The sequence below is a fragment of the Klebsiella aerogenes genome, from assembly GCA_029027985.1.
Classification (GTDB): Bacteria; Pseudomonadota; Gammaproteobacteria; order Enterobacterales; family Enterobacteriaceae; genus Klebsiella; species Klebsiella aerogenes_A.
In genome coordinates, this window is the sequence record CP119076.1 from 2,676,459 (window position 1) to 2,690,566 (window position 14,108).

Here is a 14,108-nt window from a genome sequence, read left to right on the forward strand (position 1 = left end):
AGGCTGTCTCCCGTATTAGCTGGTTAAGCGGGCGACAGCGCGCTCAAGGCGTACGAAAGCTTCGTCGATATCCGCCAGCGGGATATTGAGCGCAGGAGCGAAACGCAGTACGTCCGGTCCGGCGATCAGCGCGATCAATCCCTCTTCCGCCGCCAGATTGGTCAGCGTTTTGGCTTTGCCGCGCAGATGACTCGCCAGTTCGGCGCCGATCAGCAGCCCCATGCCGCGCACGGCGCTAAAGACATCATATTTGGCATTCAGCGCGTTGAGTTTATCGACAATCAGCGCATGGCGTTCGCCCACGCCCGCCAGCAGCGCCGCGTCCATCTGGGCCAGCACGCTATTGGCGACCGTCGCCGCCAGCGGGTTGCCGCCAAAGGTGGTGCCATGCGTCCCTGGCTGGAAAACCTGCGCCCAGGCTTCTTTCGCCAACATCGCGCCAATCGGGAAGCCGCCGCCCAGCCCTTTGGCGCTGGTGAGGATATCCGGAACCACATTGTAATGCTGATAAGCATACAACTGGCCGGTACGCCCGGCGCCGGTCTGGACTTCGTCAAAAATCAGCGTCGCGTCATGCTGGTCGCACAGGTCGCGCAGCGCCTGCAGGAACTGCGGATCCGCGGGCATCACGCCGCCTTCGCCGATAATCGGCTCGACAATCACCGCGCAGGTACGGGATGAGAACGCCGCTTTTACCGCCTCGATATCGTTATACGGCAGATGCGTGATGTCCTGCGGCAGCGGCGCATAGTCGCTGGAGTATTTTGGTTGGCCGCCGACGGTCACGGTAAACAGCGTGCGGCCATGGAAGGAATTTTTGAAGGCGATGATTTCGCTCTTGTCGGCGCCGAATTTGTCGTGCGCATACTTGCGCGCCAGCTTCAGCGCGGCCTCGTTGGCCTCAGCGCCGGAGTTACAGAAGAAAATTTTATCGGCAAAGGTCGACTGCACCAGAGTCTTCGCCAGTTGCAGCACCGGTTCGTTGGTGTAGCCGTTGCCGATATGCCACAGGTTATCCAGCTGCGCTTTCAGCGCCTTAGCCAGCTCCGGATTGGCATGACCCAGGGCGTTCACGGCAATGCCGCCCGCCACGTCGATATACTCTTTACCCTGCTGGTCCCAAACGCGGGAGCCCGCCGCTTTCACCGGAATAAACGGCGCGGGAGCGAAACAGGGAACCATGTAAGCATCAAAATCTTCGCGAGTGATACTGCCTGACATAACAATTCTCCGGAACGAGGATCGGCGGCATTCATTGCATTGGCCAATCGTGAATAGTCGAAATTAACACTCTCCCTCAGCTGTTTTCAGGGCGCACGCGTCCCGTTGCGATGACAAATATTTTCACCACAACTGAAATAAGCCACTTTATTTGTATGGATATATGTTAATTCACGGTTAATACCTTGTGTATTGCGTGAGCTAATGCTGGGCCCTGATACGCAACAAAGTCAATACAACCAGGTATCATTTTATTCACTTTTTGAAGATCATCAAGGTAATGAAAAATATGAAAAAAATATTTCACCATTCACTTAATTGCATAAAATACGAATATTTATGCGTTACATGTCGACGTTAATCCCTGCTTATTTATTCAATTGCAAGTCCAAAAAACTAACAAAAATGTAAAATTCGGAATAGCCGTCAAATACTGGTTTATAAAATTGGTGATAACATTCATCACACAGATTTTACTGCTGTACCTATTCCACGGTTTTACACGACACAAATAACATTGAGATACAGGACTCTTATGGAAAAGTTATCTTACGCATCTGAAAGTAGTACATCTCCATGGACCACCTACCTGCGCCAGATCGACCGCGTCGCGCCGCATCTGGGCGACCTCGCCTACTGGGTGGAAACCCTGCGCCACCCGAAACGTGCGCTGATCGTTGATATCCCGGTACAAATGGATGACGGCACTATCCGTCATTTCGAAGGTTATCGCGTACAGCACAATCTATCGCGTGGACCGGGTAAAGGTGGTGTTCGCTACCATCCAGATGTCGATATTAACGAAGTAATGGCGCTTTCTGCCTGGATGACCATCAAGTGCGCCGCGGTCAATATTCCTTACGGCGGGGCGAAAGGCGGCATCCGCGTCGACCCGTTCTCACTGTCTGAAGGCGAACTGGAACGTCTGACCCGTCGCTATACCAGCGAAATCGGCATTATCATCGGGCCACAGAAAGATATCCCGGCGCCGGACGTTGGCACCAACGGTAAAGTGATGGCCTGGATGATGGATACCTACTCCATGAACCATGGCACCACTATCACCGGCGTAGTCACCGGCAAGCCGATTCACCTCGGCGGTTCTCTGGGGCGCGAAAAAGCGACCGGCCGCGGCGTATTCGTTACAGGTCGTGAGGTGGCTCGCCGCAACGGTATCGAAATCGAAGGCGCGAAAGTGGCGCTGCAAGGTTTCGGTAACGTGGGTAGCGAAGCGGCCCGTCTGTTCGCTGATGTAGGCGCGCGCGTAGTGGTGATTCAGGACCATACCGCGACTCTGTTCAACGAAGGCGGCATCGACATGCAGGCGCTGACCGCCTGGCAGATCGAGAACAAAAAAATCGCTGGCTTCCCGGGCGCACGTGAAATCGCCAAAGAAGATTTCTGGAGCACCGAGATGGACATCCTGATCCCGGCGGCGCTGGAAGGGCAGATCACCCGTGAACGCGCAGAGAAGATTAGCTGTAAGCTGGTGCTCGAAGGCGCCAACGGCCCGACCTATCCGGACGCCGACGACGTGCTGGCCGACCGCGGCGTGATCGTGGTGCCAGACGTTATCTGTAACGCCGGTGGCGTGACCGTCAGCTACTTCGAATGGGTACAGGACATGGCAAGCTTCTTCTGGAGCGAAGAAGAGATCAACGCCAAGATGGACCGCATCATGACTGACGCTATCGTTCACGTTTGCGATAAAGCCGCCGAGAAAGAGTGTTCTCTGCGTACCGCAGCTTACATCGTTGCCTGTGAGCGTATCCTGCTGGCACGTAAAGATCGCGGCATCTACCCGGGCTAATGCCTGAGTAATCCAGAGATTCAACCCGGGTTCGCCCGGGTTTTTTGTTTCTGTCGGGTGGCGGCTAACGCCTTACCCGACCTACATGCCGTGCCATCTGTAGCCCTGCTAAGCGCAGCGCGAGCAGGGAAAATCCCGGTTATGCGGTTATGTGTCGGATGGCGGCTAACGCCTTACCCAACCTACATGTCGTGCCATCTGTAGCCCTGCTAAGCACAGCGCGAGCAGGGAAAAATCCCGGTTGTGCCGATATTTTGTCGGGTAGCGACTGCGTCTTCGCCACAAAAAACGCACATTGCGTTAACCTATTTTTATCTTTGCGACTTGAATTCGCTGAATCGTCGGGCATAAAATTATTAGAGCTCTAATGATTTTTTCGCAGGCGGAACATGGATAACCGACAGCTTAGCTTTTCCCATCTTTTATATTTAACCGCGCATCACTGGCGGCTGGCGGTTAACCGTCGGCTGAAAAACCTCGGCATGAGCCAGGCATCGTGGGTCGCGGTATCGGCTATTGCCCGTCATGCGCAGCCCCTTTCCCAAAGCGAGCTGGCGCAGGAACTGGGCGTGGAAAGCGCCACTATCGTGCCGCTGATTAACCGGCTCGTCGAACTCGAACTGGTCGAACGGGTCAAGCCCGCCAGCGATAAGCGCAAGCGCCTGCTGGTGGCCACGGATAAAGGCATGGCGCTTTTTCATCAGGTGAAGGCGGTCGCCGATGAACTACGTGAAGAGATCCTCACCGCCATCACCCCAGAGGAACGTGAACAGACCCAGTTGGTACTGGAAAAACTGTTGCACGAGGTGGAAAAGAAATAATGCCTCGTCGTCATCCCAATCCATATGCCCCTCACGACTGGGCGCCACATGAGAAACCGGCGATCCTCGGCTCGCCGTCGACGCCGATTCACAGCACGCCGAAACGCGTGGCTTACGGTGTCGTCGGGCTGCTGGTGTGCCTGACCGGGGCGTTGGGTAATGCGGTCGTCACCGCCAACCTGCAACTGCTGCAGGGAACCTTTGCCGCCTGGTCGACGGAAATCGCCTGGCTGCCCGCGGTCTACGTGATGACCAACGTCTCAATCAACCTGCTGTTGGTGAAATTCCGCCAGCAGTTTGGCCTGCGCGCCTTTACCGAAGGCTTTCTGGTGCTGTACGTGCTGGTCACCTTCTTCCACTTGTTCGTCAACGATTTAAGTTCAGCAATGATGGTGCGCGCCGCGCACGGCATGGTGGCGGCGGCGCTGAGTTCATTGGGAATTTACTACCAGGTGCAGGCCTGGCCGGCGCGCCATCGCCTGAAGGCGCTGACCATCGGCATCACCGGGTCGTCGCTGGCGATCCCGCTGGCGCGCCTGTTCTCGACCGAGCTGTTGCAGATCGATGAATGGCGCGGGCTGTACTTCTTTGAACTCGGTCTGGCACTGATTTCACTCGCCTGCGTGATGGCGCTAAAACTGCCGCCAAGCGACCGTAAAAAAGTGTTCGAGAAGAAGGATTTCATTACCTTCTTCCTGCTGGCGCCGGGCATGGCGCTGGTGTGTGCCGTGCTGTCGCTGGGGCGGCTGGATTGGTGGTTTGAAGCGCCGTGGATAGGTTGGTCGCTGGCGGGCGCCGTGGTGTTGATCGTCTCGGCAATCGCCTTCGAACACAACCGCACCAACCCGCTGCTTAATACTAAATGGCTTTCCAGCGGCAGTATTATCCGCCTGGGGCTGATCATGCTGCTGATGCGTATCGTGCTGGCGGAACAAAACACCGGCGTCATTGGCTGGTTACAGTACGTCGGCTTGCAGAATGAACAGATGACCAATCTGGCGTGGTCTATTTTCGCCGGTATCCTCTGCGGCATTGTCGCCAGTTGCCTGACGCTGAACCCACAGCGCCTCTACTGGCCCACCGCCACCGCGCTGGCGCTGATTATGATCGCCTCGCTGCTCGATAGTCAGTCCACCATTCTGACTCGCCCGGAGCAGCTGATGTTCAGCCAGTTTTTACTCGGTTTTGGCAGCGCCTTCTTCCTGGCGCCAGCCATGCTGGCGGGGATCGGCGGCGTTATCGCCGACCAGCGTAACCTGGTCAGTTTTTCGGTCCTGTTCGGTATGAGCCAGAACATCGGCGGGCTACTCGGTTCAGCGATCCTCGGCACCTTCCAGACCTGGCGCGAAAAGTTTCACTCCAGCCAGTTAGCCGATCAGATAACCACGCTGAACCCGCTCATCACCGAGCGACTGCAGCAGTACAGTCAGATGTACCAAAGCCAGATTGGCGACAGCGCCTTACTGAATGTGCAGGCCACGACGCTGCTGCAAAACGCGTCGACGCTACAGGCCAATATTCTCGCCTACAATGACACTTATCTCCTGACGGCGGCTATCTCTGCCGGGACCTTAGTGTGGATTTTCTGGCGCTTGATCAGATTGCGAATCACTGCCCGTATCGCGCTAAAACGCGCCACCGGCAACAAATAATAAAGATAATTTTACTCTGGAGTCGTTATGAGTCAGCAGGATGCAGCCAAACAACAGGCCAACACCCGCAACAATATCCGTGTAGTTTCCATTTTTACCGCCGCGGCAATCGGCATCGTCGGCGTACTGGTTATTCTGTACGCCTGGCAACTGCCCCCTTTCACTCGCCATAGCCAGTTTACCGATAACGCTTATGTTCGCGGGCAGACCACTTTTATCAGCCCGCAGGTCAACGGCTACATCACCGCGGTGAACGTGAAGGATTTCGATACCGTTCAGCCGGGACAGGTGCTGTTCCAGATCGACGATCGCATTTATAAACAGCGCGTACACCAGGCGCAGGCCACGCTGGCGATGAAACAAGCGGCGCTGAAAAATAACCAACAACAGCGTAAAAGCGCTGAAGCGACGATCGCCAAAAACGAAGCCGCGCTGCAAAACGCCCGCGCGCAGAATCAAAAAATGCAGGCCGACTTAAAACGCGTACAGGATCTGACCGCCGACGGTTCGCTGTCGATTCGCGAACGCGACTCCGCGCGCGCCAGCGCTGCACAGGGAGCTGCGGATATTGAACAGGCAAAAGCCACGCTGGAGATGTCGCGTCAGGATCTGCAATCGACCATCGTCAATCGTGATGCGTTAGAGGCCGATGTCGCCAGCGCCAAAGCGGCGCTGGAACTGGCGCAAATCGATCTGCAGAATACACAAATTATCGCCCCGGCCACCGGGCAACTGGGGCAAATCTCCGTGCGCCTCGGCGCCTACGTCAGCGCCGGGACGCATTTGACCTCACTGGTGCCGCCGCAGCATTGGATTATCGCCAACCTGAAAGAGACGCAGCTTGCCGAAGTGCGTATCGGCCAACCGGTGACCTTCTCGGTCGATGCGCTGAATAGCGAAACCTTCCGCGGTACGGTACAGAGTATCTCGCCAGCGACCGGCGTTGAATTCAGCGCGATTTCGCCGGATAACGCCACCGGCAACTTCGTTAAAATCGCCCAGCGTATTCCGGTACGCATCGCCGTCGATGACGGGCAGAAAAACAGCTACCGCCTGCGTCCTGGAATGTCGGTACAAGTGACGATTAATACCCGCGCGGAGACAAAACCATGATCCGCCCGTTAACGCTTATCGTGGCGCTGGCGCTGGTCGGTTGCCAATCCGCAGACGTGCAGCGCGCCGAACCGACGCTGGCAATCCCTTCTGCCTGGCGGGCTGATGTGGGCCCCGCCAGTCCGGCGGAAGGCGTATGGTGGCGCAATTTTCACGATAGCGCGCTCAATCAATATGTCGATCAGGCGCTGCGCTACAACAGCGACGTACTGATTGCCCGCGAGCGCGTTAATGAGTATCAGGCGCGCGCCTACGCCGCCGATAGCAGTCTGTTTCCATCGCTCGACGCCAGCCTGACCGGTACCCGCGCCCGTGCGCAGTCTGCCGCCACCGGCTTGCCGATTCACAGTTCGCTGTATAAAGGCGGCCTGACCGCCAGCTATGACGTTGATATTTGGGGCGCGAACCGCAGCGCCGCCAGCGCCGCCGAGGCGAGCCTTGAGGCGCAGAAAGCTGCCGCCGCCGCGGCGAATTTGACCGTCGCGACGTCGGTCGCCGTTGGCTATGTCACGCTATTGTCGCTGGACGAGCAGCTACGGGTCACCCGGCAGACGCTAAAATCGCGCGAAGATGCGTGGAATCTCGCTAAACGCCAGTATGAGACCGGCTATACCTCACGCCTCGAATTGATGCAGGCGGATTCAGAGCTGCGCTCGACGCGGGCGCAGATCCCACCGTTACAACACCAGATAGCCCAGCAGGAAAACGCCCTTAGCGTACTGACAGGCAACAACCCCGGCGCGGTAAAACGTAATACTTTCGCTCAGCTCACGCCGTTGCGCCTGCCATCGCAGCTGCCATCGACGTTAATGAGCCGCCGTCCGGATATCGTGCAGGCCCAACGCCAGCTGGTCGCCGCCGATGCCACCCTCGCCTCGTCACAGGCGCAACTGCTGCCCTCCATCAATCTCACCGCAACCGGCAGCCTGCAGGACCGAACGCTACCGGATCTGCTCGACAATCCGCTGCGGTTATGGAGTATTGGTGGCAGTATTCTGGCACCAATACTCAACCGCCAGGCGCTGAATGCGCAGGTTGATGTGTCGATGGCTCAGCGCAATCAAGCGCTCTACGGCTATGAGAAAACGGTACGCGGCGCGTTTCAAGAGGTGAATGACAGCCTCGACGCTATCAGCCGCTACGACGAACAGTTAAGCGAACTGCAAGAACAGGAGTCGGTTGCGCAGGAGACGCTGCGCATCGCGCAGAACCGCTATCGCAACGGCTACTCTTCTTATCTTGACGTGCTCGATGCGCAACGCACACTGTTCTCTACACAGCTGAGCGTAGTGCAGGTGAAAAATAATCTGCTGCTGGCGCAAATCGATCTTTACCGGGCGCTGGGAGGCGGCTGGTCTTCGCTGTCGGGCTGACAAATCCTAAGGGGTGTCACAATGCAAAAACAGTGGTCAGATGTTGATAATTATTTGATAGAGAACCTGATTCCCGGCGATGCCGTGCTGTCTCACGTGCTGGAAAACAACCAGCGAAACGGGCTGCCCGCGCACGATGTGGCGGCTAATCAGGGGCAACTGCTGGCGCTGTTTATTCGCATGGTGGGCGCGAAGTCGGTTCTGGAAATAGGTACGCTAGGCGCGTACAGCACCATCTGGATGGCACGCGAGCTGCCGCCAGGTGGGCGCTTAATCACCCTCGAAGCCGATCCGCTGCACGCCCGCGTGGCACGGGAGAATATCACCCTCGCCGGGCTTGATAAGGTGGTGACGCTGCGCGAAGGCCCGGCGCTGGACACGCTGACGATGCTTGAGGATGCCGCGCCGTTTGACGTGATTTTTATTGATGCGGATAAGCCGAATAACCCTTATTACCTGCAATGGGCGCTGAAATACTCTCGCCCGGGCACGCTGATTATTGGCGATAACGTGGTGCGCGACGGTGAAGTCACCAACCCCAACAGTACCGACGCCCGCGTGCAGGGTGTGCGCCGGTTTATTGAGATGATGCATAACGACCCGCGCCTGACGGTCACGGCGCTGCAAACGGTCGGGATTAAGGGGTGGGATGGATTTACGTTGGCGTGGGTGAACGCGTAGGCCGCAGTGAAGCCCCGGGGTCGGCATACGCCTCGCCCGGGCTACATAATTTCTGTAGCCCGGCCAAGCGCAGCGCCGCCGGGATCAGGCGACGATCTGCTCCATCGCCTGCAACACGCGTTTGTCAGAAATCGGATACGGGGTACCCAACTGCTGGGCAAAGAAGCCGACGCGCAGCTCTTCGATCATCCAGCGGATTTCCTGGACGTCGTCGTCATCGCGGCGGTTTGGCGGCAGCTTATTCAACCATTGCTGCCACGCCTGCTGCACGCTTTCCACTTTCAGCATCTGTGCGCGGTCGCGGTGCGGGTCGATAGCCAGCTTCTCAAGACGCTTTTCAATCGCCTGCAGGTAACGCAGCGTGTCGCCGAGGCGACGGAAGCCATTACCGGTGACAAAGCCGCGATAGACCAGTCCCGCCATCTGCGCTTTGATATCCGACAGCCCCAGTGCCATGGTCATATCCACGCGCCCTTTCAGCCGTTTATTGACGTTGAATACCGCCGTCAGGATCTGCTCAACCTGTTTGGCAATCTCGACCACCGTGTCATTAAGCTCGGCGCGTACCTTCTCGTGCAGCTGACTAAAGCCCTCTTCGGTCCACACCGGGCCGCCCGCTTCATCGATAAGTTTATCAACGCCGCAGGAGATACAGTCGTCAATCAGATCCAGCACCTTGCCGTACGGGTTGAAGTAGAGCCCCAGCTTGGCTTTATTCGGCAGCTTCTCGTGCAGATACTTAATCGGCGACGGGATGTTAAGCAGTAACAACCGGCGCAAACCACGCCACATCGCCTGCTGCTGTTCCAGTTGGTTATCAAATAGCTTGATGGCCACGCTGTCACGCTCGTCCACCAGCGCCGGCCAGGCTTTCACCTTATAGTTGCCGCGCTTCTGCTCGTAGCGATCCGGCAGGTCACCAAAGCTCCAGATATGCAGCCCGTTCTGCTCGATACCGTCATCGGCGACCGCCGACAGCGTCTCCTGTACTTTGCCTTTCAGCGTATCTTTCAACGCCTGCAGCGAACGTCCTTCCTGCAGCTTTTTGTTTTTATCATCCACCACCCGGAAAGTGATTTTCAGGTGATCGGGCACCTGATCCCACTGCCAGGCCTCACGGTCGATGGTGACGCCGGTCATTTTGCGCAGCTCGCGCTCCAGCGAATCCAACAACGGTAACGCAAGCGGCGTCGCGCGGCCTAAGAACGCTTCCGCATAGTTTGGTGCCGGGACGAAATTACGCCGTACCGGTTTCGGCAGCGATTTAATCAACGCGATAATCAGTTCGCGACGCAGACCGGGGATTTGCCATTCAAACCCGGCATCTTCAACCTGATTAAGCAGCGGCAGCGGAATATGTACCGTTACGCCATCGGCATCGGCTCCCGGCTCGAACTGATAGGTAAGACGCAGCTTCAGGTTGCCCTGATGCCAGAAATTCGGATAGTCCAGCTTGCTGACCTGCTCCGCCCCTTCTTTAATCAGCATGCTCTTCTCAAAGTTGAGCAAATCCGGCGCCTCGCGGCTGGCCTGTTTCCACCACTTGTCAAAATGGCGTGAAGAGATGACATCATGACTGATGCGTTGGTCGTAAAACTCGAACAGGGTCTCGTCATCCACCAGAATGTCGCGACGGCGGGATTTATGTTCCAGTTCTTCGATTTCCGCTCGCAGCTTCAGGTTGTCGCGGAAGAAGGCGTGGCGCGTCTGCCAGTCGCCCTCCACCAGCGCGTGGCGGATAAACAGTTCACGACACAATGCCGGGTCGATTTGGCTGTAGTTCACCTTGCGCGCAGCCACAATTGGCAGGCCATAGACAGTGACTTTTTCCGTCGCCATCACCGCGCCCTGCGCCCGTTCCCAGTGCGGCTCACTGTATGAACGCTTAATCAAATGCTGCGCCACTGGCTCGACCCATTCGGGCTCAATACGAGCAGCGATGCGCCCCCACAGGCGGCTGGTTTCCACCAGTTCAGCAACCATCGTCCACTTCGGCGGCTTCTTGAACAAACCGGATCCCGGGAAGATAGAGAACCGTGCGTTGCGCGCGCCGGTAAACTCCTGCTTATCAGAATCTTTCATCCCGAGATGCGACAGTAAGCCGGTCAGCAGCGCGGTATGAATCTCCCGGTATTCCGCCGGTTCGCTGTTGATCGGCAGGCCGAGCTCTTTCACCACCTGGCGCAGTTGGGTATAGATATCCTGCCACTCGCGTACGCGCAGGTAGTTAAGGAAATCCACCCGACACTGGCGACGAAACTGGTTCGACGATAGCGCTTTCTGCTGCTCGCCAAGGTAGTTCCACAGATTCACGAAGGCGAGGAAATCAGATTCTTTATCGTGGAAGCGGCGATGCTTTTCATCGGACGCCTGCTGCTTGTCCATCGGCCGCTCACGCGGATCCTGAATCGACAGTGCCGAGGTAATGATCATTGCTTCGCGGACACAGCCGTGTTTCTGCGCTTCCAGCACCATACGCGCCAGACGCGGATCCACCGGTAACTGGCTCAACTGGCGCCCCATCGGCGTCAGTTTATAGGCCGTGGCCTGCTCATCGGTGGTTATAGCGCCCAGCTCTTCGAGCAGGCGCACGCCGTCCTGAATATTGCGTTTATCCGGCGCTTCCACGAATGGGAACGCGGCGATGTCGCCCAAGCCCAGCGCGGTCATTTGCAGAATAACCGACGCCAGGTTAGTACGCAGGATTTCCGGATCGGTAAACTCCGGGCGCGACAGGAAATCATCTTCGGAATACAGACGAATACAGATACCTTCCGATACGCGGCCACAGCGGCCTTTGCGCTGGTTAGCGGAGGCCTGCGATACCGGCTCGATCGGCAGACGCTGCACTTTGGTGCGATAGCTATAGCGGCTGATACGCGCCGTACCTGGGTCAATCACATACTTGATGCCCGGTACCGTCAGCGAGGTTTCGGCGACGTTGGTCGCCAGTACGATGCGCCGCCCGCTATGCGACTGGAAGACGCGGTTTTGCTCGCTATTCGATAAGCGCGCATACAGCGGCAGCACTTCGGTATGGCGCAAATTGAGCTTATTCAGCGCATCGGCGGTATCACGAATTTCCCGCTCGCCGCTCATAAAGATCAGAATATCGCCAGGGCTTTCGCGCCCCAGTTCATCAACGGCATCAAAAATCGCCTGCAGTTGATCGCGTTCGGTATCGTCCGCTTCTTCGACGATGGGACGGTAACGAACCTCAACCGGATAAGTTCGCCCGGAGACTTCAATAATCGGCGCATTGTTGAAATGGCGTGAGAAACGTTCCGGATCGATGGTCGCCGAGGTGATGATTACCTTGAGATCCGGGCGACGCGGCAGCAACTCTTTCAGGTAGCCAAGCAGAAAATCAATGTTCAGGCTACGCTCATGCGCCTCATCGATAATGATGGTGTCATACTGCATCAGCAGGCGGTCCTGCTGGATTTCCGCCAGCAGGATACCGTCGGTCATCAGCTTAACCATGGTGTTATCGCTGACGTGATCGCTAAAGCGGACTTTATAGCCGATGCAACCGCCCGGTTCGGTTTGCAGCTCTTCAGCGATACGGTTCGCCACGGTACGCGCCGCCAGTCGCCGCGGCTGAGTATGGCCAATCAAACCTTTTAGCCCCCGCCCCAGCTCCATACAGATTTTTGGCAACTGCGTGGTTTTACCTGAACCGGTCTCACCGGCGACGATCACTACCTGATGGTCGCGTACTGCTTCGAGAATATCTTGTTTTTTCTGACTAACCGGCAGGTTTTCCGGATAGGTAATCGTTGGGCGCGCGGCTTCACGTAGCAGGACTTTACCTACTGCTTGTTCTATTTCCTGCGCCATCTCTTGCAGAATGGCCTGCTGGGCATCAGGATTTTTAACCTTCTTCACACCGTGCAGGCGGCGGCTGTAACGCGTTTTATCGCGCAGCATCAGGCTATCGAGCCGTTGATAGAGCTGTGAGAAAGTGAGTTTTTGTTGTTCTGTCATAGCGTTATCGGGCAGAGCTCTGCCGGAAAAATCTGTAATGAAATAGTGCGGTAGATTACCACATCTGTAGAATTCATGCCTTGTTCAAAAAAACTGAACATAGAATTCGATATATTGCGCTATCTCTGCGGCATGATTGTGAATAGAGTGTCAACAAGCACCAGGGCATTGGCCCGTCAATCACATTAAAAGGAAACACCCATGAGCAAAGTATTAGTCCTGAAGTCCAGTATTCTTGCAGGGTACTCGCAATCCGGCCAGCTGTCCGACTATTTTGTTGAACAATGGCGCGAGAAACACGCCAGCGACGTGATTACCGTGCGCGATCTGGCGGCAAACCCGATTCCGGTACTGGATGGCGAACTGGTCGGCGCGCTGCGTCCGAGCGATGCTCAGCTGACTGCACGTCAACAGGAAGCGCTGGCGCTCTCCGATGAGCTGATCGCTGAACTGCAAGCGAACGATGTGATTGTTATCGCTGCGCCGATGTATAACTTCAACATCCCGACTCAGCTGAAAAACTATTTTGACCTGGTAGCCCGCGCTGGCGTGACTTTCCGTTACACCGAGAAAGGTCCGGAAGGTCTGGTGACCGGTAAACGTGCGGTAGTCCTGACCAGCCGCGGCGGCATCCATAAAGATACCCCGACTGACCTGGTGACCCCGTACCTGTCCACCTTCCTCGGCTTCATCGGCATCACCGACGTGAACTTCGTGTTTGCTGAAGGTATCGCCTATGGTCCGGAAGTGGCAGCCAAAGCGCAGTCTGACGCTAAAGCAGCAATCGACAGCGTCGTTGCCGCCTGATAATACCAACCTCCCGCATCAGCGGGAGGTTTTTCTCTATCTGCAATTCGCCGATTTTGGCCGCAGATTCTCGTCAAATTCCAGTCTTTTACGTCCTTCTTCCATCTCTTTCAATGGCTCTACCTGGTGTAGCGATTGCTTACAGCGTTCGACCAACACCTGATACTCGCGAGTGCCGTGTTTTTTCCACTCCAGTTCCTGCTCGCTCAGGGTGCGAATCGCTTTCGCCGGGCTGCCGATAATCAGATGATTGGCGGGCATTTCCGCTTTCGCTTTTACGAACGCCGAGGCGCCGACAATACTATTTTCGCCAATCACCGCCCCGTCGATAATCACTGCGCTCATCCCCACCAACGCATTGCGGCCAATCACGCAGCCGTGCAGGATCGCACCGTGACCAATGTGACCATCCTCTTCCACGACAGTATCCTGACCCGGGAAGCCGTGCATCACGCAGTTATCCTGAATATTCGCGCCGTTTTTCACCACAATGCGGCCAAAGTCGCCGCGCAGGCTGGCGTTGGGACCAACATAAACCCCTTTGCCGAGGATCACGTCGCCAATCAATACCGCCGTCGGGTGAACGTAGCTCTCATCCGGCACTACCGGGGTCAATCCATCAATCTGGTAAATCGGCATGTCA

At 56.5% G+C, this 14,108-nt stretch carries 10 protein-coding genes; 7 read left to right on the forward strand and 3 right to left on the reverse strand.

All coding sequences use genetic code 11. The features are described from left to right. Positions 1–15: 15 nt before the first annotated feature. A complete protein-coding gene (locus PYR66_12815; protein ID WEF26231.1) occupies positions 16–1,221 on the reverse strand; it encodes a bifunctional succinylornithine transaminase/acetylornithine transaminase in 1,206 nt (401 codons plus the stop codon). Positions 1,222–1,756: 535 nt separating this feature from the next. On the opposite strand from PYR66_12815, the gene PYR66_12820 reads away from it, so the two are divergent. The 6 genes from PYR66_12820 (at position 1,757) to PYR66_12845 (ending at position 8,671) form a co-directional block, all read left to right on the forward strand. Next, on the forward strand, positions 1,757–3,031 hold the full coding sequence (locus tag PYR66_12820) for a Glu/Leu/Phe/Val dehydrogenase (GenBank protein WEF26232.1): 1,275 nt from the start codon (positions 1,757–1,759) through the stop codon (positions 3,029–3,031). A 389-nt stretch (positions 3,032–3,420) separates the two neighbouring features. After that, complete coding sequence (locus PYR66_12825; protein ID WEF26233.1) at positions 3,421–3,852, forward strand: MarR family transcriptional regulator; 432 nt, start codon at positions 3,421–3,423, stop codon at positions 3,850–3,852. Beyond that, the gene (locus PYR66_12830) at positions 3,852–5,504 is read left to right on the forward strand and encodes an MFS transporter (protein ID WEF26234.1); all 1,653 of its coding nucleotides are present in this window, start codon (positions 3,852–3,854) and stop codon (positions 5,502–5,504) included. The genes PYR66_12825 and PYR66_12830 overlap by 1 nt, the downstream gene beginning before the upstream one ends. Before the next feature lie 27 nt (positions 5,505–5,531). Continuing rightward, positions 5,532–6,617 (forward strand): HlyD family secretion protein, encoded by a 1,086-nt coding sequence (locus PYR66_12835; protein ID WEF26235.1) that lies wholly within the window; start codon positions 5,532–5,534, stop codon positions 6,615–6,617. After that, positions 6,614–7,990 carry an efflux transporter outer membrane subunit gene (locus PYR66_12840; GenBank protein WEF26236.1) on the forward strand — a complete coding sequence of 459 codons (1,377 nt, stop codon included), beginning with the start codon at positions 6,614–6,616 and terminating at the stop codon, positions 7,988–7,990. The genes PYR66_12835 and PYR66_12840 overlap by 4 nt, the downstream gene beginning before the upstream one ends. A gap of 21 nt (positions 7,991–8,011) precedes the next feature. Next, entirely contained in the window at positions 8,012–8,671 is a 660-nt protein-coding gene (locus PYR66_12845) for an O-methyltransferase (protein WEF26237.1), read from the forward strand. An 84-nt stretch (positions 8,672–8,755) separates the two neighbouring features. Here the strand turns inward: PYR66_12845 and hrpA are convergent, their stop codons facing one another. Next, positions 8,756–12,601, reverse strand: a complete 3,846-nt coding sequence (gene hrpA / locus PYR66_12850; GenBank protein WEF30444.1) for an ATP-dependent RNA helicase HrpA — start codon at positions 12,599–12,601, stop codon at positions 8,756–8,758. Between the two features lie 258 nt (positions 12,602–12,859). On the opposite strand from hrpA, the gene azoR reads away from it, so the two are divergent. Continuing rightward, positions 12,860–13,465, forward strand: a complete 606-nt coding sequence (gene azoR / locus PYR66_12855) for an FMN-dependent NADH-azoreductase (protein ID WEF26238.1) — start codon at positions 12,860–12,862, stop codon at positions 13,463–13,465. Between the two features lie 36 nt (positions 13,466–13,501). Here the strand turns inward: azoR and paaY are convergent, their stop codons facing one another. Continuing rightward, on the reverse strand, positions 13,502–14,104 hold the full coding sequence (paaY, locus tag PYR66_12860; protein ID WEF26239.1) for a phenylacetic acid degradation protein PaaY: 603 nt from the start codon (positions 14,102–14,104) through the stop codon (positions 13,502–13,504). Between the last annotated feature and the right edge of the window lie 4 nt (positions 14,105–14,108).